The organism is Paenibacillus sp. JJ1683 (genome assembly GCF_053006485.1).
The window spans coordinates 4,955,797-4,980,333 of the sequence record NZ_CM129820.1; the positions used below are offsets into that span (position 1 = coordinate 4,955,797).

The 24,537-nt window shown below is 56.7% G+C and carries 4 protein-coding genes; all 4 read right to left on the bottom strand.

Going from position 1 to position 24,537, the window contains the following annotated elements:
* Positions 1-71 precede the first annotated feature (71 nt).
* Positions 72-17,411 carry a non-ribosomal peptide synthase/polyketide synthase gene (locus ACUC6J_RS21425; RefSeq protein ID WP_447249401.1) on the bottom strand — a complete coding sequence of 5,780 codons (17,340 nt, stop codon included), beginning with the start codon at positions 17,409-17,411 and terminating at the stop codon, positions 72-74.
* A 230-nt stretch (positions 17,412-17,641) separates the two neighbouring features.
* Positions 17,642-19,375, bottom strand: a complete 1,734-nt coding sequence (locus ACUC6J_RS21430; RefSeq protein WP_447249402.1) for an ABC transporter ATP-binding protein — start codon at positions 19,373-19,375, stop codon at positions 17,642-17,644.
* Entirely contained in the window at positions 19,372-21,198 is a 1,827-nt protein-coding gene (locus ACUC6J_RS21435) for an ABC transporter ATP-binding protein (protein ID WP_290404370.1), read from the bottom strand. The genes ACUC6J_RS21430 and ACUC6J_RS21435 overlap by 4 nt, the downstream gene beginning before the upstream one ends.
* Complete coding sequence (locus ACUC6J_RS21440) at positions 21,188-24,496, bottom strand: non-ribosomal peptide synthetase (RefSeq protein ID WP_447249403.1); 3,309 nt, start codon at positions 24,494-24,496, stop codon at positions 21,188-21,190. The genes ACUC6J_RS21435 and ACUC6J_RS21440 overlap by 11 nt, the downstream gene beginning before the upstream one ends.
* Positions 24,497-24,537 lie beyond the last annotated feature (41 nt).

Consider the following 24,537-nt stretch of genomic DNA (forward strand, 5'->3'; position numbering starts at 1 on the left):
TCATTTGGAAAAAAACACCCGGCAGGGTGCGTACCGAAAGAAATACGGCATACACCCAAGCCGGGTAAGGATTAGAAAATAATATCAATGGCCTCTAGCACATCTTGCTCCTGTTCGGATTGCCCGTTCAGGGAAATATCCTTCAACAGCACCGAAGGCTGTTCGCAAATTTGGGTGATGATTACGAGCAGGTCCTGAGCGAAATTGTCGATCAGATTGCGCGTAAACAACTTGGTGGCATATTCAAACTGCCCGTTCATTCCCTCATCCAGCAACGAAATGACCAAGGTAAGATCAAATTGGGAAACCGTATGAGTTTCCGGATAAGATTCGATCTTGATATCCCCGAAGCTTTGAACGTTATCTTCCTTGGTTTCCAGAGCAAACATGACATCGAATACAGGATTGCGGCTTTGATCTCGCGGCGCCTGCAGCTTTTTCACAAGCTCCTCGAACGGATAATCCTGGTGGTCGTAGGCCCCCAGCATCGTTTCTTTGACTTCGTTCAAGTAAGCGAGGAACGTCTTCTCCCCGGACGGATAATGACGAATCGCCAAAGTGTTGACAAACATTCCGATGAGCGGCTCCAGGTCGGCATGTGTGCGGCCCGAAACCGGCATGCCTACAATGAAGTCTTCTTGTCCCGAGTACTTGCTGAGCAGGATTGAATAGGCCGCCAATAACACCATATAAAGGGTAGCACCGTTCTTATCGGCGATGCGCTGCAAGCTGTCGGTCATCTGCTTGTCGATGCTGAAGGGCAGCACATCTCCCTCAAAGCTGCGAGCGGCAGGTCTGACAAAGTCCGTAGGCAGTTCAAGCGTCGGCAGTTCGCCTTCCAGCACTTCCAGCCAGTAGGCTTCCTGACGTTTCAGCCGCTCTTTTACAGGTTCTGACTGCTGCCAAGCGGCGAATTCCTTGTATTGAATCCGAAGCGGCTCCAGAGTCTCACCGTTATACAGGCGCAGCAGCTCTTCGACGAAGATGCCCATCGACATGCCATCCGTGACGATATGATGAATGTCCAGCATGAGTAGATGCCGTTCCGCTTCCCATTCGACTAAGCCCACACGCAGCAGCGGCGGCCGCTCCAAATCAAAGACGCGCACAAAGCCGTCTACGATGCTCTTCGTTTCACTTTCCGTCGCTTTCGTATACTCGACGGCAAACTTCAAGTCCGGATAAATCCGTTGTACCGGTTCGCCGTCGACCATTTCGAAGCCGGTTCGCAAAATTTCGTGACGAGCTATCAATCCATTGAGCGCCGCCTCGAATTGATTCCGTTCCAAGCGCCCGACGAGAACCGTCATGCCGGACATGTTGTAGCTAAGCTCGGCGCCTTCCATCTGCTGCTGGATGTACAGCCGTTTTTGCACGGAGGAAAGCGGATAGTAATCCCTCTTATCCAGAACCGGAATGGAGAGGTGTTCTTGCCGCTCCAATTGGCTGATCGCCTCGGCCATCGCTTCGATGGTCGAGTGCCGGAACACATCGCGCAGTGGCAGGTCCACACTCAGTTCCTTGTGCACCTTGCTGACTAGCGTCGTCGCCCGCAGGGAGTGCCCGCCGAGGTCGAAGAAGTTGTCCGTCACGCCAATCGTGACCGACCCGAGCACGTCCTGCCAGATGGCGACCAGTTTCGCCTCCAGTTCGGTGCGCGGCGCCACGTATTCGCGGCCTCCGCCTGCTCCCCCTTCCGGTGCCGGCAGCGCCTTCCGGTCGATCTTTCCGTTCGGCGTCAGAGGCAAGCACTCCAGCTCCACGAAGTACGACGGGATCATGTAACCCGGCAGCTCGCTGGAGATCGCCCGTTTCAGGTCTGCCACCGTCAGTTCGCCATCCGTTGTGTAGTACGCGCACAGCGCTTTCTGCCCGTTCGCGTCACTTCGAACCAGCACCACCGCTTCGCGCACGCCTTCCACCCGCAGCAGCTGCGACTCGATCTCGCCCGTCTCGATCCGGTACCCCCGGATTTTCGCCTGGTTGTCGATCCGGCCGATGAAGTCCACGTTGCCGTCTTCCATCCACCGCGCCAAGTCTCCCGTGCGGTACAACCGCTCGCCCGCGGCGAACGGGCTGTCTACGAACTTCTCTTCCGTCAACTCCGGACGGTTCAAGTACCCGCGCGCCACTCCGACTCCGCCGATGACCAGCTCGCCCAGCACCCCGACCGGCACCGGATTCAGGTGCGCGTCAACGATGTAGAACTTGGCGTTCAGCCACGCTTTGCCGATCGGCACATGGCCTGTCTGCGGCAGCTTCGCCAGCTCCTCGTCGTAGAAGCTGGAGTCGATCGCCGCTTCCGTCACGCCGTATGCGTTGATGATCCGGAACAACGAGCCGAAGCGTTCCTTCAAGGTCCGGTAATCCGCCACGCTGCAGCTGTCCGAGCTCGTGATCAACAGCTCCATCCCGCTCATATCCAGTTGATGCTCGTGCACGTACTCCAGGAACGGCACGATCAGCGCCGGCGTCGATTCGAAGATCGTCACTTGCTGCTGGCTGATCCAGTAGTGCAGACGAGACGGATCGATCCGGTCGTCCTTCGGCACAATCACCATCGTGCCTCCGTTGTACAGCGTCCGCGCGATATCTCCCACGAACACGTCAAACGAGAAGCTTGCGAGCTGCAGCAGCCGCACCGGGAACTGATCCAACTGGTATTCCCGCCGGTAGCCCGCCGCCGTGTTCACCAGGCTGCGGTGCTCGATCATCACGCCCTTCGGCTTGCCCGTCGTTCCCGACGTATAGATCACGTACGCCAGATCCTTCGGACGGGCTTCATGGAAGCTGTCGGCATTCGCCCGCTCCTCGCTGTACGACGCTTCGTCGTCCAGGTACAGCACCGCTGCCAGCGCCAGCTCCTCTTCGCCGAGCCAGGCTTCGGCGCGCTCTCGCAGCAGCGTTTGCGTCAGCAGCACCTTCGCTCCGCTGTCTTCGAGCATGAACCGCACGCGCTCCGCCGGGTAATCCGGGTCGAGCGGCACATACGCCCCGCCCGCTTTCCAGACGGCCAGCACGGCCACCAGCAAGTCCACCGAACGCTCGGCGAGAATGCCGACGATTGTCTCCCGGCCGATGCCGCTTGCGCGCAGCGTAGCCGCCAAACTGTTCGCCCGCTCGTTCAGCTCCGCATACGTCAGCTGGTCATTCTCGTACACGATAGCTGCCGCTTCCGGCGTGCGTTCCGCCTGTTCCTCAAACAGCCGGTGGAACGCGGCCGCAGGAGCCGCTTCCGGCTGCCCCGGGTTAAACGCGCCGAGAATTTGCTCTTTTTCCGACGGTGTCAAAATGCCCAGCTCGGCAATCGTCGCCGACGGGTTGCGGAGAATGGATTCAAGCAGCTGCAAGTAGTGAGCGGCCAATTTCTCCACTGTTTCGGTTTTATAAAGAGTAGTGGCGTATTCAAACAGATATTCCAAGCCTTCCTCGATCTCCGTGACGTCCAAGCTGAGATCGAATTTAGAAACAATTTCTTCGCTGGCATACGTCGACAAATGGAGTCCGGGAAGCTGGATTTCCAAATTCTCTGTATTCTGCAAAGCAAACATCGTATCGAACAGCGGATTGCGGCTTAAATCGCGAGCCACATTCACCTTATCCACCAGTTCCTCAAACGGATAATTCTGATGTTCAAAAGCGCCCAGCGTCGTCTCCTTGATTTCCTTCAAGTAGTCAAGGAACGTCTTACCGGCAGCCGGATAACTGCGGATGGCCAGGGTATTGACGAACATCCCGATCAGCGGCTGAACGTCGCTGTGATTTCTTCCTGCAATCGGCGTACCGACCACCACGTCTTCTTGCCCTGTATACTTATGCAGTAACATTGTATAACCAGCAAGCAGAACCATGTAAAGCGTTGCGCCGTTCTCGGCTGCAAGCCGTTTCAGACCCTCACTTTTCTCGCTATCCATAAACAATTGCAGCGTGCGGCCCTGGTAGCTCTGCATAGCCGGGCGCGGATAGTCCGTCGGCAATTCCAAAACCGGCAGTTCTCCGCGGAACATGTCGAGCCAGTAGGCTTCCTGCTTGGCAAGCTGAGCTTTCTGCTCGTCCGATTGCTGCCATACCGCATAATCTTTGTACTGAATGCGGAGCGGCTCCAACTGCTCCCCGCTGTACAAGCGGACGAACTCTTCGATCAGTACGTCAACCGAAACGCCGTCAGATACGATATGATGCGTATCGAACATTAGAATGTGCCGGTCCGGCGCCAGTTCAGCAAGGCCTACCCGCAGAAGTGGCGGCTTCGCTAGATCAAACGGACGAACGAATTGGCGCACCGTTTCTTCCGCCTGCTCCCCGCTGATCTGCACATATTCCACCTGGAAGGCGGCTTCTTCGTAAATCCGCTGAACCGCTTCGCCTTTTACCATCTCAAAGCCGGTACGCAGCGTTTCATGACGAGCTACGAGCCCGTGAAACGCTTCTTCAAACCGCTGCCGGTCGAGCTCCCCTTCGAGCAGCATAGCTCCTGGTATGTTGTAGCTCAGCTCGGCTCCTTCCAGCTGGTTCAAGATATAGAGACGTTTCTGAGCGGAAGAGAGCGGATAATACTCGCTAGGTTCCGCAGCCGGAATAGCCGTGAACGAGCCGATCTCCAGCCGCTCCATAGCCGCGGCCATTTCTTCAACCGTCGAGTAGCGGAATACGTCGCGAAGCGGGAATTCAACGCCTAGCTCCTTATGCATTTTGCTGACCAGCGTCGTCGCCCGCAGGGAGTGCCCGCCAAGGTCGAAGAAGTTGTCCGTTACGCCTACCGCCTTCTCCCGAACAAGCACATCCTGCCAAATGGCGGCCAGCTTCGCCTCCAGTTCGGTGCGCGGCGCCACGTATTCGCGGCCTCCTGCCCCCCCTTCCGGTGCCGGCAGCGCCTTCCGGTCGATCTTTCCGTTCGGCGTCAGAGGCAGGCGCTCCAGCTCCACGAAGTACGACGGGATCATGTACCCCGGCAGCTCGCTGGCAATCGCCCGCTTCAGATCCGCCGCTGTCAAGCCTTCTTCCGCTGTATAATAAGCGCACAAAGCTTTCTGACCTTCTTGATCTTCCCTGACGACGACGACCGCTTCCTTCACGCCACCTACACTCAGCAGCTTCGCTTCGACTTCACCCGTCTCAATCCGGTACCCCCGGATTTTCACCTGGTTGTCGATCCGGCCGATGAAGTCCACGTTCCCGTCTTCCATCCACCGCGCCAGGTCGCCTGTCCGGTACAGCCGCTCCCCAGTGGCGAACGGGCTGTCTACGAATTTCTCCGCCGTCAAATCCGGACGGTTCAAGTACCCGCGCGCCACTCCGACTCCGCCGATAACCAGCTCGCCCAACACCCCGACCGGCACCGGATTCAGATGCGCATCCACGATGTAGAATTTCGCATTCAGCCACGCTTTACCGATCGGCACATTGCCTGTTTGCGGCAGCTTCGCTAGCTCCTCGTCGTAGAAACTGGAGTCGATCGCCGCTTCCGTCACGCCGTATGCGTTGATGATCCGGAACAACGAGCCGAAGCGTTCCTGCAAGGTCCGGTAATCCGCCACGCTGCAGCTGTCCGAACTCGTGATCAACAGCTCCATCCAGCTCATATCGAGCCGCTGCTCGTGCACATACTCTAGGAACGGCACGATCAGCGCTGGCGTCGATTCGAAGATGGTGACCCGCTCCCGCTCAATCCAGTGGTGCAGACGAGACGGATCGATCCGGTCGTCCTTCGGCACAATCACCATCGTGCCTCCGTTGTACAGCGTCCGCGCGATATCTCCCACGAACACGTCGAACGAGAAGCTTGCGAGCTGCAGCAGCCGCACTGGGAACTGATCCAACCGGTATTCCCGCCGGTAGCCCGCCGCCGTGTTCACCAGGCTGCGGTGCTCGATCATCACGCCCTTCGGCTTGCCCGTCGTTCCCGACGTATAGATCACGTACGCCAGATCCTCCGGACGGGCTTCATGGAAGCTGTCGGCATTCATCCGCTCCTCGCTGTACGAAGTTTCGTCGTCCAGGTACAGCACCGCCGCCAGCGCCAGCTCCTCTTCGCCGAGCCAGGCTTCGGCGCGCTCTCGCAGCAGCGTTTGCGTCAGCAGCACCTTCGCTCCGCTGTCTTCGAGCATGAACCGCACGCGCTCCGCCGGGTAATCCGGGTCGAGCGGCACATACGCCCCGCCCGCTTTCCAGACGGCCAGCACGGCCACCAGCAAGTCCACCGAACGCTCGGCGAGAATGCCGACGATTGTCTCCCGGCCGATGCCGCTTGCGCGCAGCGTAGCCGCCAAACTGTTCGCCCGCTCGTTCAGCTCCGCATACGTCAGCTGGTCATTCTCGTACACGATAGCTGCCGCTTCCGGCGTGCGTTCCGCCTGTTCCTCAAACAGCCGGTGGAACGCGGCCGCAGGAGCCGCTTCCGGCTGCCCCGGGTTAAACGCGCCGAGAATTTGCTCTTTTTCCGACGGTGTCAAAATGCCCAGCTCGGCAATCGTCGCCGACGGGTTGCGGAGAATGGATTCAAGCAGCTGCAAGTAGTGAGCGGCCAATTTCTCCACTGTTTCGGTTTTATAAAGAGTAGTGGCGTATTCAAACAGATATTCCAAGCCTTCCTCGATCTCCGTGACGTCCAAGCTGAGATCGAATTTAGAAACAATTTCTTCGCTGGCATACGTCGACAAATGGAGTCCGGGAAGCTGGATTTCCAAATTCTCTGTATTCTGCAAAGCAAACATCGTATCGAACAGCGGATTGCGGCTTAAATCGCGAGCTACGTTCACCTTATCCACCAGTTCCTCAAACGGATAATTCTGATGTTCAAAAGCGCCCAGCGTCGTCTCCTTGATTTCCTTCAAGTAGTCAAGGAACGTTTTACCGGCAGCCGGATAACTGCGGATGGCCAGGGTATTGACGAACATCCCGATCAGCGGCTGAACGTCGCTGTGATTTCTTCCTGCAATCGGCGTACCGACCACCACGTCTTCTTGCCCTGTATACTTATGCAATAATATTGTATAACCAGCAAGCAGAACCATGTAAAGCGTTGCGCCGTTCTCGGCTGCAAGCCGTTTCAGACCCTCGCTTTTCTCGCTATCCATAAACAATTGCAGCGTGCGGCCCTCGTAGCTCTGCATAGCCGGGCGCGGATAGTCCGTCGGCAATTCCAAAACCGGCAGTTCTCCGCGGAACATGTCGAGCCAGTAGGCTTCCTGCTTGGCAAGCTGAGCTTTCTGCTCGTCCGATTGCTGCCATACCGCATAATCTTTGTACTGAATGCGGAGCGGCTCCAACTGCTCCCCGCTGTACAAGCGGACGAGCTCTTCGATCAGTACGTCAATCGAAACGCCGTCAGATACGATATGATGCGTATCGAACATTAGAATGTGCCGGTCCGGCGCCATTTCAGCAAGGCCTACCCGCAGAAGGGGCGGCTTCGCTAGATCAAACGGACGAACGAATTGGCGCACCGTTTCTTCTGCCTGCTCCTCGCTGATCTGCACATATTCCACCTGGAAGGCGGCTTCTTCGTAAATCCGCTGAACCGCTTCGCCTTTTACCATCTCAAAGCCGGTACGCAGCGTTTCATGACGAGCTACGAGCCCGCGGAACGCTTCTTCAAACCGCTGTCGGTCGAGCTCCCCTTCGAGCAGCATAGCTCCTGGTATGTTGTAACTCAGCTCGGCTCCTTCCAGCTGGTTCAAGATATAGAGACGTTTCTGAGCGGAAGAGAGCGGATAATACTCGCTAGATTCTGCAGCCGGAATAGCCGTGAACGAGCCGATCTCCAGCCGCTCCATAGCCGCGGCCATTTCCTCAACCGTTGAGTAGCGGAATACGTCGCGAAGCGGGAATTCAACGCCTAGCTCCTTATGCATTTTGCTGACCAGCGTCGTCGCCCGCAGGGAGTGCCCGCCGAGGTCGAAGAAGTTGTCCGTTACGCCTACCGCCTTCTCCCGAACAAGCACATCCTGCCAAATGGCGGCCAGCTTCGCCTCCAGTTCGGTGCGCGGCGCCACGTATTCGCGGCCTCCGCCTGCTCCCCCTTCCGGTGCCGGCAGCGCCTTCCGGTCGATCTTTCCGTTCGGCGTCAGAGGCAGGCACTCCAGCTCCACGAAGTACGACGGGATCATGTACCCCGGCAGCTCGCTGGCAATCGCCCGCTTCAGGTCCGCCGCCGTCAAGTCTTCTTCCGCTGTATAATAAGCGCACAAAGCTTTCTGACCTTCTTGATCTTCCCTGACGATGACGACCGCTTCCGTCACGCCACCTACACTCAGCAGCTTCGCTTCGACTTCACCCGTCTCAATCCGGTACCCCCGGATTTTCACCTGGTTGTCGATCCGGCCGATGAAGTCCACGTTCCCGTCTTCCATCCACCGCGCCAAGTCTCCCGTGCGGTACAGCCGCTCGCCCGCGGCGAACGGGCTGTCTACGAACTTCTCTTCCGTCAGCTCCGGACGGTTCAAGTACCCGCGCGCCACTCCGACTCCGCCGATGACCAGCTCGCCTAGCACCCCGACCGGCACCGGCTTCAGATGCGCATCCACGATGTAGAACTTGGCGTTCAGCCACGCTTTCCCGATCGGCACGCTGCCCGTCTTCGGCAGCTTTTCCAGAGGCTCGTCATAGAAGCTGGAGTCAATCGCCGCTTCCGTTACGCCGTAGCTGTTAATAATACGGAACTGCGAGCCGAAGCGCTCCTGCAAGGTGCGGTAATCCGCTACACTGCACGCATCCGAGCTTGTGATCAGCAGCTGCATCGAGCTGAGGTCCAGATCCTCGGCATGCACATGCTCCATGAACGGCACGATCAGCGCCGGCGTCGATTCGAACACCGTCACGGCGTAGTCGCGAATCCAGAAGTAGAGGCGGGTTGGATCAATCCGGTCGTCCTTCGGCACGATGACCATGGTGCCGCCGTTGTACAGCGTCCGCGCAATGTCGCCGACGAACACGTCGAACGAGAAGCTGGCGAGCTGCAGCAGCCGCACCGGGAACTGATCCAGGCGGTAGTCCCGACGGTAGCCCGCCGCCGTGTTCACCAGGCTGCGATGCTCGATCATCACGCCCTTCGGCTTGCCCGTCGTACCGGAGGTGTAGATGACGTAAGCCAAATCGCGCGGCTTGTTCACATTCGCCGGATTCGACGCGAGATCTGCCGCTAGTACGTTCTTCTCGGCTTCTGCCGTGGCGGACGTTTCGGCAGCAGCCGCTTGCGCCAAAGCCTCCGCCTCTGCGCCTGCTTCGCCCAAAGCTTGTACACCCACAGCCGCTTCCGCCTCTCCGAGGCTGTACGTCGCGGCGTCGTCAAGCGCAAGCACCGTTTGCAGCACTAGAGCTCCGTCGCTGCGCCAAGCTTCCGTCTGCTCCAGCAGGCGGGTCTGCGTAAGCAGCACCGACGCCCCGCTGTCCGCGAGCATATACTCGATCCGCTCCGCCGGATAGTCCGGGTCGAGCGGCACATAAGCGCCGCCCGCTTTCCAGACGGCGAGCACCCCGATCAACAGCTCCGCCGAACGATCGGCCAGAATGCCGACCACCTGCTCCGGCTTCAGCCCGCGCGCCCGCAGTGCATACGCCAGACGATTCGCTTTGGCGTTCAGCTCCGCATACGTCAGCTTGCTGTCTTCGTAGACAACCGCCAGCGCTTCCGGAGTGCGCTCCGCCTGCTCCTCGAACAGCTCGTGGAACGTTCTCTCTCTCCACGACTCATCCGCTTCCAAACCTGTACCCTCTGCGGCGGGTTGCTTCGCAAGAGCCGAAGACGACACGTCAAACCCGACCAGCAAATCATGTTTTTCGCTGTCCGTCAAGACATCCAAATCCGAAATCCGCGCACCCGGCTGAGCCAGGATCGACGTCAAAAGCTGCTCGTAATGACCTGCCAGCCGTACCACCGTTTCCTGTCTAAACAACGAAGTAGCGTACTCGATCTTGCAAACCAGTTCGTTATCGACTTCCACGATATCAAAGCTAAGGTCAAACTTTGCCGTCTTTTCCTCGATGTCGAACAGCGACCATTGCAAGCCTTCCAGGGTTAAATCCAAGCTTTCGTGCTTTTGCAAAGAAAACATGGTGTCAAACAGAGGATTCCGGCTTAAATCCCGGCTCACCTGAAGAGCTTCCACCAGCTCCTCGAACGGATAGTCTTGGTGCTCGTAGGCTCCAAGCGTTGTTTCCTTCACTTCCTGCAAGTAATCCAGGAACGTCCGCTCCGCCGCCGGACCCAAGCGAAGGGCCAGCGTATTGACGAACATGCCGATAATCGGCTGCAGGTCGGCGTGAGAACGGGCGGCAATCGGAGTGCCAACCACTATATCTTCCTGTCCCGCGTATTTATGAAGCAATACGGAGTACGCAGCCAGCAGAAGCATGTACAGCGTCGCCCCTGAATCGCCGGCAAGCCGTTTGAGAGCTTCGCTTTTCTCCGCATCCAGCGTAAACGTGAGCGTTTGACCGTCAAACTGCTGGACGGCCGGGCGGGAGAAGTCGAGAGGCAGCTCAAGAACCGGAAGCTCGGAGCTGAATACCCCACGCCAGTATTCCTCCTGCCGTTTGATGCGCTGGCGCTGCTCCTCGGATTGCTGCCAAACGGCGTAATCCTTGTATTGAATCCGCAGCTCCGGCAATTCTTCCCCATTGTAAAGCCGCACGAATTCGCGCAGCAGCACGTCCATGGAAAGGCCGTCGGAACCAATATGATGAATATCCAGCGCGAGCAGGAATTTCTCTTTCTCCAGTTCGATCAGCAGGGCGCGCAGCAAAGGCGGCTGGGTCAAGTCAAAAGGCTGAATGAAGCCTTCAAGAATGGCCGCAACCTGATCTTCGCTTGCTTGAAGCTTTTCGACCTTGAAAGCTACGAGCGGATGAATACGCTGAACCGGCTCCCCATTCACGATTTCAAAACCGGTGCGCAGCATATCATGCCGGGCCACCAAAGTAGTCAGCGCCTTTTCCACTTTGGCCTCGTTCAAAGCCCCTTCCAACTGCAAGGCACTTGGGAGGTTGTAATTCAGCTCCGAGCCATCCAGCTGGTGCAGGACGTACAGCCTTTTTTGCGCGGAGGAAACCGGATAGTACGCTTTCTCTTCCGCTTTCGGAATTGAGCTGTGCCGCGTTTCTTCCAAGCTGGCAATAGCCCCAGCCATCGACTCTACCGTCGTATAGCGGAACACATCGCGCAGCGGAAGTTCAACGTTCATTTCCTTCTGAATCTTGCTGACAAGGTTCGTCGCCCGCAAGGAGTGGCCTCCGAGCTCGAAGAAATTGTCCAGGACTCCAATGCCGGAGTAGCCCAGCACTTCCTCCCAGATCTTCACAAGCTGGGACTCCATCCGATTACGCGGTGCTACATATTCGACGCCCGTCTGCAAGCTGCCTTGCGGCTCCGGCAGCGCTTTGCGGTCTACTTTGCCGTTGGCCGTCAGCGGCATGCGCTCCAGCTGCACGAAGTACGACGGGATCATGTACCCCGGCATTCCCTGGGCCAGCGAGGTTCTCATTTCGCTGACCGTCAGTGTCCGATCCGCCACAAAGTAGGCGACAAGCGCCTTCTCGCCCCCGCCGTCCTGACGGGCAAGCACCACCGCTTCTTCCACGCCCTCGACGTTCAGCAGCTGCGTCTCGATTTCGTCCAGCTCGATTCGGTACCCGCGGATTTTGACCTGGTGATCGATCCGGCCCAGGTATTCGATGTTGCCGTCCGGCAGCCAAGCCGCCAAGTCGCCCGAGCGGTACAGTTTCTCCCCCTCCGCAAACGGGGAATCGACGAACTTCTCCGCCGTCAGATCCGGGCGGTTCAGGTATCCTCTCGCAAGGCCTTCCCCGGCCACGTACATTTCGCCCGCTACGCCGATCGGCACAGGCCGGCGGTTTTCATCAAGGACGTACACCCTCAGCGTCGGGATCGGCTTGCCGATATTGCTCTTCGCCGCCTCCATTTCGACCCACGTTATTTCCTTATACGTCACGTGAACAGTCGTCTCGGTAATGCCGTACATATTGATCAGCTTCGTCTCCGGGTACTTCGTCTTGAAGCCCTTGAGCAGCAGCGGACTCAGCGCTTCGCCCCCGAAGATGACGTTGCGAATCCGCAAATCGTACGGATGGTCCGTCAAGACCTCGCGCAGCAGCTGGTAGAAGTACGTTGGCGTCTGGTTCAAAATGGTAACCTGTTCGCGGCCCAGCAGCGCCAGGAAATCGGCCGGATTTTTCGCCGTGAACGGCGGTACGATGACCAGCTTGCCTCCGTACAGCAGCGCTCCGTACATTTCCCAAACGGAGAAATCGAAGCAGAACGAGTGGAACAGCGTCCACGTGTCGGACGGCCCGAAGTCGAACAGGTTTTTGTCATTGAACAGGAGGCGCACGACGTTCTTATGCTCGATCAGCGTTCCTTTTGGTCTGCCGGTCGTTCCCGACGTGTAGATGACATAAGCCAGGTTGAGCGGCCCGGAAATCGGCTCCAGGTTCGAAGCGTCCAGCGCACCTTCGGAGTCCGCCCCTCTGTCGCCCCAAACGAAATCGTCCAATTCGAGGCGCGTTCCTACGAAGTCGGTCTTCTCGTGCAGATGCTTTTGAATCAGCAATAACGGCGCACCCGAATCCTCGATCATGAAGCGGATGCGCTCCTCCGGGTAGTCGGGATCGACAGGCACGTATGCTCCGCCTGCTTTGAGAATCGCCAGAATGCCGACGACCATATCGAGCGAGCGTTCGGCCAGAATCGCTACCAGCTGGTCCGCTTCTACTCCCGTCTCCCGCAGCTTCCGCGCAAGGCGGTTGGATCGCTCGTTCAGCTCGCGGTAGGTCAGCTGCCGCTCGTTCATGACGGCGGCCACGTTGTCCGGGTAAAGCTCCGCCTGCTCTTCGAACAAGCCGTGAATCGTCTGCTGCCGCGGGTAGTCCGCCTCTGAATCGTTGAAACCGCGCATCAGCTCGCGGATTTCCTCCTCCGTGAGCATTTCCAGCGAGGCAATATCCCCGTCCGGCGCTGCTGCGATGGTTTCGAGCAGCTTGTCATAATGTCTGGCGAACCGCTCCGCGGTCTCCTGTTTATACAAAGCCGTAGCGTACTCCAACCGACATTCGAGCTGACCGTCCATCTCCGAAATGTCCAAGAGCAGCTCGAACTTGGATGTTCGGTTTTCCAGCGGATAAAACGATTGCTCCAGCCCCTCGATGACAATTTGCTCGTTCTCCGTATTTTGTAGGGAGAAGAACGTGTCAAAGAGCGGATTCCGGCCGGTCGCGCGCGGAATGTGAAGACTTTCTACCAAGTCTTCGAACAAATAATTTTGGTGTTCGAAAGCCCCGAGCGTGATATCCTTGATTTCTTCCAGGTACGAAAGGTACGGCTTGGAACGCTCCGGACGGCTGCGAATGGCCAGCGTGTTGATAAACATCCCTACGATCGGCTGCACTTCTTCCTGCGTTCTTCCGGCAATCGGCGTTCCTACGATCAGATCCTCCTGACCCGAATATTTATGCATAAGGATGGTGTAAGCCGACAGCAGCACCATGTACAGGGTCGTCCCTGTCCGTGCCGCTAGTTCTTTCAGCTTCTCCGTCCGATCTTTCTCGATATAAAACTTCACGGTTCGGCCGTCAAAGCTTTGCACCGCAGGCCGCGGGAAGTCCGTCGGTAGCTCCAAGACCGGCAGCTCGCCCGACAGCTGTTCCAGCCAATACTCCTTCTGCGGCTGGAGCATCTGCCCGTAAGCTTCGGAATGCTGCCAAACGGCATAATCTTTGTATTGAATGCGCAGCGGGGCCAGCTCCTCGCCCCGATACAGGCGGCTGAACTCGTCGAAGAGCAGCGCTGTCGAAATGCCGTCCGAGACGATATGGTGCATATCGAACAGCAGAATGTGGCGATCCTCGGCGACTTCGATCAAGCCGATGCGGAGAAGTGGTGGCTTAGTCAGATCAAACGGGTGATAGTAAGCTTCCACCACTTGCTCCACTTCCCGCTCGCTCGCTTGGAAATAATCTACAGCAAAATCCAACTCGTCATAGATGCGCTGGACAAGCTCGCCTTGAACCTGCTCGATCCCGGTACGCAGCGTCTCATGGCGCTGAATCAGCGCCCGGAACGCGTGCTCGACGCGTGTGCGGTCCAGCTTGCCTTCGAGAAGAAGCGCCGCCGACATATTGTAGCTGCGCTCGGCCCCGTCAAGCTGGCGCAGGACGTACAGACGCTTTTGCTCGGATGAAACCGGATAGTACTCGGCCTCAGCCGCCTTTGTAATCTCATACGTCTCCTGCTGCCTTAAACCGCCGATTCTTTGGGCCAGCTGTTCGATCGTGGTGTAGCGGAAAACCTCCCGCAGCGGAACCTCGACTTGCAGCTCTTTCCGAATCTTGGAAACCAGCGTGGAGGCCCGCAAGGAATGACCACCCAAGTCAAAGAAATCGTCTTGGACTCCTACTCGCGCAATACCCAGCACCTGCTGCCAAATGAGAGCAAGTCTTGTTTCCAGCGTTGTGCGAGGAGCCACATACTCACGGCCTGCTTCTATCTCTCCGGTCGGTTCAGGCAGCGCTTTGCGGTCAATTTTGCCGTTCGGCGTGAGCGGAAGCTTATCAAGAGACACCAGCCGGGCCGGGACCATATGAGCCGGCAGCTCTTGCTTCAATTGGGACAGCAGATCGCTCAGCTGCACGGAAGCATCCGCCGCCACGTAGCCGCACAAATACTTTTGCCCCTGCTCATCCGTACGGTCGGTCACCACAGCCTGCTTGACGCCCGGGAAACGCAGCAGGGCCGTTTCAATTTCACCGAGTTCGATCCGGAACCCGCGAATTTTCACCTGATAGTCGATCCGGCCGAGGAAGTCGACGTTGCCGTCTTCCAGCCAGCGGGCCAAATCGCCTGTCCGGTACAGACGTTCACCCGGCACAAACGGGCTGTCCGCAAACTTCTCGGCGGTTAGGTCCGGACGGTTCCAGTACCCGCGCGCCACCCCGGCGCCGCCGATGACAAGCTCGCCCGGAACCCCTACAGGAACCGGCTTTAACGCAGCATCGACAATGTAAAACCGGGCGTTCAGCCAAGCTTTGCCGATCGGCACATGACCCGACGGCGGCAGCTTATCCAGCGGCTCACCGTAAAAGCTGCTGTCAATGGCCGCTTCGGTAACGCCATAGCTGTTGATGATGCGGAATTGTCCGCCGAATCTTTCCTGCAGCAATCGGTAATCGGTGACACTGCAAGCATCCGAGCTGGTAATCAGCAACTGCATGGAGCTAACGTCCAGCCCTTCTTCATAAATATGCTGCATGAATGGCAGGATGAGCGCAGGCGTCGATTCGAATACCGTAATGTTTTGGTCCCGAATCCAGCCGTATAAGAGGTTCGGATCAATCCGGTCATCCTTCGGCACAATCACCATCGTGCCTCCGTTATACAGCGTCCGCGCGATGTCTCCGACAAACACGTCAAACGAGAAGCTGGCCAGCTGCAGCAGCCGCACCGGAAACTGATCCAACCGGTACTCGCGACGGTACGCATCCGCCGTATTCACGAGACTACCGTGCTCAATCATGACGCCTTTCGGGCGTCCCGTCGTACCCGAGGTGTAAATCACATAAGCCAAGTCTTGCGGGGCGCTGTCGGCAGATTCAAATTCCACGGCTAAGGCATCCCCGTTATAAATCTGTTCATCGTCCATGGCATAGACAGCTTGAAGCTTCAGCCGGTCATCGGCCAACCAACCTCCGGCCCGCTCCAACAGATGACGCTGCGTAAGCAGCACCGATGCATCGCTATCGCTGAGCATATACTCAATCCGCTCCGCTGGATAATCGGGGTCCAGCGGTACATAGGCTCCGCCGGCTTTCCAAACGGCGAGCACCCCGACCAGCAGTTCCACCGAACGCTCCGCCCAGATCCCCGTAATCGTCTCCCTTCCCACGCCCTGTTCGCGAAGGAGAGAAGCCAGCCGCTCGGCGCGTTCGTTCAATTCGCTGTAGGTCAGCTGTTTGTCCATGTAGACGACTGCCGGATGATCCGGAATTTCCCGGGCAAACTTTTCAACATACCGATGAAACGCTTCTCCCTCGCTCAGCCCTGCCACCGGCGGGTTAAAAACGTTGAGAATGCGGTGTTTCTCATCATCGCTCAGCAGAGAAATCTCGCGTACCGGCAGTTCGGGAGTCTGAAGAAACTGGTCCAGAACGGTTACGTACTGTTCCATAATCCGATCAATCTCGGCCTTCTCGAACAGGCCGGTACGATAGGAAGCATGGAGAATTACATGGCCTTCATTCAGCATATGGTCGAAGCGCAGCAGCAAATCGTCCATCTCGTGCCTAGCGAAGTGAGCCTCTAAGCGTACCTTGATTTCCTCGTACTCCACGATTTTCAAAGGCAGATATTCCAGAGACGTGCGGAACAGCCCCGAAAGATCGTTGCGGCCGTGTTGTTCGCGTAAATCCTGGATCAGTTGGTTATAAGGGTATTTCTGATACCGCAGATCCGCCGTATTTTCCTTGGAAACCGTTTGGATCAAGGAAAGTACGTGCTCGTCTGGATTCAGACAAATCCGCGTAGCCACGGTGCTGACGAACATGCCGATCGTTTCTTTTTCCTTCTTGCTGGTACGATTGGCGAAAACCGTGCCGACCGGAACATCGGTGCTGTCGGTCAGTTTGTACAATAAGGCGTACATGGCGGACAGAAATAACGTATATAAGCTGACCTGATATTGTTCGCTGAAGGCCAGAATGCGTTCATACCGGGAACCGTCCAAAGTGATGGACAGTTTATTGGATTCGCTGCCGATCGAGAATGGCGGATACGATTTAATGCCGGTCGTTTCAGGCAAAGTGTTGTACTTTGTCAGCCAGTATTCCTTGCCTTTTTGATAACGCTGCGATTGCTCATATTCACGCTCTGAGGAAATATAATCTAGATAGGAAGGGGGCTGGTAACTGCTGGAGATGCCTTTGCGCAGTTCCAGGTACTTTTCCATCACCGCATGCAGCAAAGCATTGACGGACAAGCCGTCGGCGATAATATGATTTACCGTCAAATTGAGCCATACTTGGCCGTTCGCAAAATGGATAATCGTAAATTGGTAGAGGTGTTCGTCGAACACGCTGGCCGGTTTTTCGCTTACTTCTTTCACCCAAGCATAGAATTGTTCGGTTGTGCCTATTTCGAGGCGGCTTATCCTAGCTTGGACATTCTCCGGCTCTTCGAACCACTGCGTTGGATTTTGCAAATCCCCGCTAATGCGGATTCGGAAAACGTCATAGGTTTTGACGATCTCTGCCGCCGCTTGCTTCAGAAGCTGTGTGTTGATCTCGCCCGTAATCTGGTAGGTCGCGGAAAGCATCGTGATGGACGTTCCCGGATTCATAATTTCCATGAACCATATTCGGCGCTGGGCTTGCGTTAATCCATATTGCTCGTTGGTATCCTCTCTCACATCGACACACTCCCGGTTTAGAGATTCTTTATAGATAGGCTTTGTACCTAGATGTCACTTAGTCACTCTTAGAAGAACCGCGCAGGCCATTCCCGGAACGGCTCCTTCGGACTCTTCCTCCTTTTTCGTGTCTGCGTTTTCTGGTAACTACCGGTTATAAAGTCATACCTTGGATTGCTAAAAGACTCTGTCGCATTCGCGAGCAAGAAGCCGCCCGCCGTAAAGCGGGTCTAGCCGTACAGCCGGGCGTAATAACCTCCGAGCGCAATCAGGTCCTGATGGCAGCCCCGCTCGACGACCGTCCCTTGGTTCATGACGGTAATCAAATCCGCATGTTCCACGGTGCTGAGACGGTGGGCGATCAGGATGGTGGTGCGCCCTTTCATCAATACGTTCAGGGCCTGCTGTACCCAATGCTGGGATTCGTTATCCAGCGCGGAAGTCGCTTCGTCCAGCAGCAGAATCGGGGCGTTTTTGAGAATCGCCCGTGCGATCGCAATTCGCTGCCTTTGTCCGCCCGACAACGACGCTCCTCTCTCTCCCACCGGCGTTTTATACTGTTCAGGAAGTTCCTGAATGAAATGGTGAGCGTACGCCGCTTTGGCCGCTTCGATCACTTCTTCATCCGTTGCATCCAGGTTGCCGTAGCGGATGTTTTCCTCAATTGTGCCGGTAAACAAGAACGGCTCCTGCGGAACGTATGCAATCTGCCTGCGGATTTCGTCCAGCGTGTAATGGCCGAACGGTTTGCCTTGGAGCAGGATTTCTCCGCTGTCCACAGGATAAAAGCCGAGCAGCAGCTTGATCAGCGTACTTTTGCCACTGCCGCTGGCCCCCACGATAGCGGCGACCTGTCCGGGAAACACCTGCATGGAGATGTCGACAAGCACCTTTTTATCCGCCTGATAGGAAAATTCCACATCGCGAAACTCCACCGCAGCCTCCGACACGAGCTCGCTGTGAGGAGATCCCAAACGCTCCGGTTCCTCTTCCTCTTTTAGTACTTCTTGAATCCGGTGAGCGCCCGCGAGCGAATTTTGGGTCATCGACAGAACCGTCCCCAAGTTCAACAAGGCGTGCGTCAGATTCACTTGCAGAACCGCCAGGGCGGCGACGCTTCCCATTCCCATCAGTCCGTAGGCATAAAGAAGACTGCCGATGACGATGATGCCGCAGAACGTGACGTAGCTGATAAAATGATTCACCGCAGCCTGCATGCCGTTCTTCTGCGCGGTTTGCCGAAGCGTCTGCGTCATTTGTTCGTTCAACGCCTCGTACTGGCCGTAAATCGTGCGGATGCGGAACAGCTTCACAATTTGAATGCCGCCCATAAAATCTTTGAATTTTTCGGTCATTTTACCGAGCGTTTGCAAGCCTTGTTCGGACAAGGCGCGAATATCCCGCGCAAATTTCAGGCTGACCACGGAGGACAGCAGCAGAATGACGAAGGATACGCCGGCAAACCGCCAATCGATCAACACCATGGAGACAATGGAGCCGATGCAAAAGACAACTTGAAGCAGCAAAACAAAGTAAACCTGCGAGAATGTAAACTCAACGGTCGTTACGTCGTTGTTCACCCGCGACAGCAAGTCCCCATGGTGCGTCTGCTCCAGGAATCTCGGCCGCACCCGGCACAGCTTTTCATAAAGACGTTCGCGGATATTCAGCACAGTCAGCTCGACACTGCGCTGGTATAAGTAAATGAACCAGGGAGAAATCACATTTTCCAGGAACAAGGCCGCGCCCAAAATAATAAAGGCTTCCACTATCAGGGACGTATCTCGGGACACGGCGAAATCAACCAAGTTATGTACGACCAAGCTGAAGGCGATCAGGAACAATGTCTGGGTGAGCGCCGTCACTGCCAGGCCAATGGCGTACTGGGTTTTGCGCTTGCGGTTCATAAACATCAGCAAGTAGCTTAGTTCTTTCACTTGCAAGAGCCATCCGCCCTTTTTCATGTGTACGCCACCTCCCTGCGTTCGGCAGACTCGGTAAATTCCTGATAGTACGACTGGGCGTACAGTCCCTTCATCTTCAGCAATTGTTCATGAGTGCCCTTTTCAACAATACTCCCCTGTTCCATGACCCAAATTTCGTCGGCGTTTTGTACTGTAGAAAGCCGGTGGGCAATAATCATCGTCGTTCTCTGCTTCATCAATACGCCCAGCGCTTCCTGAACCGCGCTTTCCGACTCCGGATCAAGAGCCGACGTTGGCTCGTCCAGCAGCAGAACGGGAGCATCCTTCAGAAAAGCCCGGGCCATTGCAATGCGCTGGCGCTGCCCGCCGGACAAAAAGCCTCCGCGCTCTCCGACATACGTCTGGTAGCCGTCGGGAAGCTGCATAATGAAGGAATGCGCCTGAGCGGCTTTGGCGGATTCGATAATCTCGTCCATCGACGCTACTTCCCGCCCGTAGCCGATATTTTCAGCGATCGTGCCGCTAAACAAATACGAATCCTGAGTTACCACGGAAAAATGCGACCGAAGCTGCTCCGGATCGGCGCCGTGGATCAGGCTGCCGAACACGCGGATCTCGCCCTGGTCCTTCGGAAGCGGATAAAAGCCGCATACAAGCTTAAACACCGTGCTCTTCCCTCCGCCGCTCGCTCCGACAAGCGCGATCGTCTTCCCTTCCGGCACCGAGAAGCTAACATTCCGCAGGATCGGGGAGCTCTCCTCATACCCGAAGGTTACGTTCTGAAACTCGATGGGGGCGGCGCTCGCTTTCGATAGCGAACGGCCATTTTCCGTTTCGGTCGGCTGCTCGACGATTTCGGAGACCCTTCTCAGGGCACCGGTCATTTCGAACGTCCGCGTGATGAGCTCGGGAATATGCTCCAGCGGTTCCAGACACAGATTCAGCAAGTACAGGAAGGCGATCAGCTCTCCCGCGCCTAGCTGCCCTTTGTAGATCAAATAGCTTCCGTAACTGACGGCGAAAATGATCGGGCTGATCATCAACGTGGAAAGCAGCGGGTTGACCCAGGCTTCCCGCTTTTTCACGGCCAGCTTTTTTTGGGCCGTCAATTGCAGCAGCACTTGGTAGGAGCGAGATAACATGCCGGATAGCAGGTAGCTTTTTACAATAGGCATACCCCCAAGCGTATCCTGGAGGTTGACGTTCATTCGGCCCATGTTCGCCTGGGCTTCCTCCGTCAACCGCTCCAACTGCTTGCCGATCCATTGGGAAACCAGCAGCGCTACGGGAAATAACAGCAGGCTGTACAGCATCAGCTCCCATTGGAGGTAGAGCAAATAAGCGAAACAGCCGATGAACAACAGCGGATGATAAAACCACTGGGCGAGGTCCCGAATCATAAACTGCTGGATGAGCTGCAGGTCGTTGTTGATCCGCGACAATACGTCGCCAGAGTGCTGCTTTTCTAAATAGGAGACCGGGAGTTTACCGATATGACGCATGACATGGTTGCGGATATCCTGCACCGCAGAGGCGCTGCTTCGCTCCACGCCGAAGCTCATGAAAAACTTCGCCGGCACACCGATCAAGATGACCACAAAAACCGCGTACACGATTTGCAGAACGATTGGCCCCGCCCCCTTCTCGGCCTGGGTGGTCAGTTGCTCGATCAAACCTCCCGTCCATATCTCAATAACGGCGGCGGCAATCGCGGACAAGACACCGACGATCATCCAGCCTTTGTGACGGCTTACATAGGACATCAGCCAGCGGAACGCTTTCCAGGCGGCGTAAGCGGTTTGGCGCTTGAAAGGCGCCGCTGTGCCTTGTTCTTGAACAGACGGCTGTCGGTCAGCTTCCATGCAGTACACCGGCCTCCGCTTCAATCTGCCGCTTGACTTGCTCTAAGATGTCCCGGATGACGACGGCCGTTTCGTCCACGCGCGCGAGTTCCAGCAATTCCTCGTGCGCGCCCTCCAGCCGGTAATCAGCGTAAGCTTGCGTCGTTGCCCCCCGCCAGGAAGGCAATTGGTGCTCCAGGCGGAACGCTTCGCTGTCCTTCGCAATCAGTTCGTAAATCCTGGCCGGGATCGTGCCGGAATTAATGAGCTGCGCTTCGTACGCCAAGGTCGCTTTGACCTTCCGATGAACCCGCTCCCGCATGAGCGGGTTGCTCATTAATCCCTTCTCTTCTTCGTCGAAATCGGCAAGCGTTTCTTCAAGCTCTTTCTCCGACGTTTCGGAAGGCGTCAGCGTGTGCTTAATCCACGAGTCCACCATAAGCACGTCTGTTACGGAATACCCTCTTTTCTCCATCGTTTTGGCTACCTCGAACGTCAGGTTTCCTCCGAAGCAGTAGCCGAGCAGCACGTAAGGTCCTTCCGGCTGGATGTGGACGATCTCGTCCACATAACGGTTCAGCATGGCCTCGTAATCGACGGCATCGTCGATAAAATCAATGCCGTGAAGCACGAACCGACCGTCGAGCCTGCTTGCGAGCTCTCGGTAACCGATACCGAAGCCGCTGCCCGGAGGGAAGCAGAACACGTTCAGATCTCCTGCTTTATTCAGCTTAATGAAGGAGTCTCCCCCTTTATCCAGGCCCAGGTCCCCCTCTCCGAAAGCCATGGCTTCAACTGTTACATTGTGGAATTGGCGGTTTAGCGGTATCTCAATGCCCGTTTCATCGTAAACGGCTTGAACGAGCCTCATCAGACTTAACGAATTGCCACCCAACTCAAAAAAGTTATCCTTTACGCCGACCTGCGGAACGCCAAGCGTATCCTGCCAGACGCGGGCGATCTTCATTTCGAGCAGCGTTCTCGGCGCGACATATTCCGTTCCTCGGGCCGCGGCTTCCTCCGGCGCGGGCAGCGCTTTGCGGTCGATTTTCCCATTCGGCGTCAGCGGCATCCGCGCAAGCTGCACGAGGTGCGAAGGAATCATATACCCCGGAAGCTGCTTGGCAAGCTCCTCCTTGAGTTCATGCGCCGCCAGCCTCGTTTCCGCAACGTAGTAAGCGACAAGCTGCTTTTGGCCGTTCGCGTCGTCGCGGTCGAGCACCTTGGCTTCTTGCACGGCGGCGATCTTCAGCAACTGCGTCTCGATTTCGTCCAGCTCGATCCGGTACCCGCGGATTTTCACCTGATGATCGATCCGGCCCAGGTATTCGATGTTGCCGTCCGGCAGCCAAGCCGCCAAGTCGCCCGAGCGGTACAGTTTCTCCCCCTCCGCAAACGGGGAATCGACGAACTTCTCCGCCGTCAGATCCGGACGGTTCAGGTATCCTCTCGCAAGGCCTTCCCCGGCCACGTACATTTCGCCCGCTACACCGATCGGCACAGGGCGGCGGCTTTCATCAAGGACGTACACCCTCAGCGTCGGGATCGGCTTGCCGATATTGCTCTTCGCCGCCTCCATTTCGACCCACGTGATTTCCTTATATGTAACGTGAACCGTCGTCTCGGTAATGCCGTACATATTAATCAGCTTCGTCTCCGGGTACTTCGTCTTGAAGCCCTTGAGCAGCAGCGGACTCAGCGCTTCGCCCCCGAAGATGACGTTGCGAATCCGCAAATCGTACGGATGGTCCGCCAAGACCTTACGCAGCAGCTGGTAGAAGTACGTTGGCGTCTGGTTCAAAATGGTAACCTGTTCGCGGCCCAGCAGCGCCAGGAAATCGGCTGGATTTTTCGCTGTGAGCGGCGGTACGATGACCAGCTTGCCTCCGTTCAGCAGCGCTCCGTACATTTCCCAGACGGAGAAATCGAAGCAGAACGAGTGAAACAGCGTCCACGTGTCGGACGGCCCGAAGTCGAATAGGTTCTTGTCGTTGAACAGGAGGCGCACGACGTTCTTATGCTCGATCAGCGTTCCTTTCGGTCTGCCGGTCGTTCCCGACGTGTAGATGACATAAGCCAGGTTGAGCGGCCCGGAAATCGGCTCCAGGTTCGAAGCGTCCAGCGCACTTTCGGAGTCCGCCCCTCTGTCGCCCCAAACGAAATCGTCCAATTCGAGGCGCGTTCCTACGAAGTCGGTCTTCTCGTGCAGATGCTTTTGAATCAGCAATAACGGCGCACCCGAATCCTCGATCATGAAGCGGATGCGCTCCTCCGGGTAGTCGGGATCGACAGGCACGTATGCTCCGCCCGCTTTGAGAATCGCCAGAATGCCGACGACCATATCGAGCGAGCGTTCGGCCAGAATCGCTACCAGCTGGTCCGCTTCTACTCCCGTCTCCCGCAGCTTCCGCGCAAGGCGGTTGGATTGCTCGTTCAGCTCGCGGTAGGTCAGCTGCCGCTCGTTCATGACGGCGGCCACGTTGTCCGGGTAAAGCTCCGCCTGTTCTTCGAACAAGCCGTAAATCGTTTTCCCCCGCTCGAACCCGGTTTCGGTGTCATTAAATCGCTTCAGCAGCGTCTCCCTCTCGTCTGGGGACAGCACATCGGCTTGTCCAAGCTCCAGATCCGGCTGAAATAAAAGCACGGACAGCAGCCGAACAAGATGGTCGGCCGCCTGTTCTACAAATGCCCGCTCGTACCGCTGCCCGTCAAAGCTTATTTCCAGCTCGATGGAGTGGTTTTTGCGGTCGAAGCGAAAAACCGTATCGGCCGCCACCCGGTTGCCCAGCGGTTCCGGATGAATCGGGGCGAAGGATGCGACGGTGTTGACGACCGGGAGACCGTCCCCCGTATAGTCCAGATGGAGCGGCTCCACCATTTTCCGAAAAGGCAGGTGCTGATGCTCCAGCGCCTCGCCGATGGAGGCTTTGATGCCCCCGAGCAGCGTTCTCAGCGTAGTCTCGCGGCTTACGGACGTCTTGATCACCAAGATGTCATGCGGCGGCGGAGTCCCGTCGGGGTCTGCGCTATAAGAAGGCATGCCGACCAGCACTTGGTCCCGCCCGGTATATTTGAACAGCAGGCTTTTTACTCCTGCCAAAACAATCATGTACAAAGCCAAATCCGAACCGTTGGCAAGGCAAATGATTCTCTCCGAGATTTCGCTCGGCAGAGTACGGTGAAGCAAACCCGGCTCGGCCGCAGCTTCCCCGTCGGCCGATAATTTGGAGGATTGACTGTAGGGAAGGAAGCTCAGGCTGTCATCGGCGTCAAACTTGCCGCTCCAGTACCGTTCTTCCTTTTCAAACAAAGATTTCATTCGTACCTCCCCTAAAAATGAAGTGACCGCATGCCCCGGCG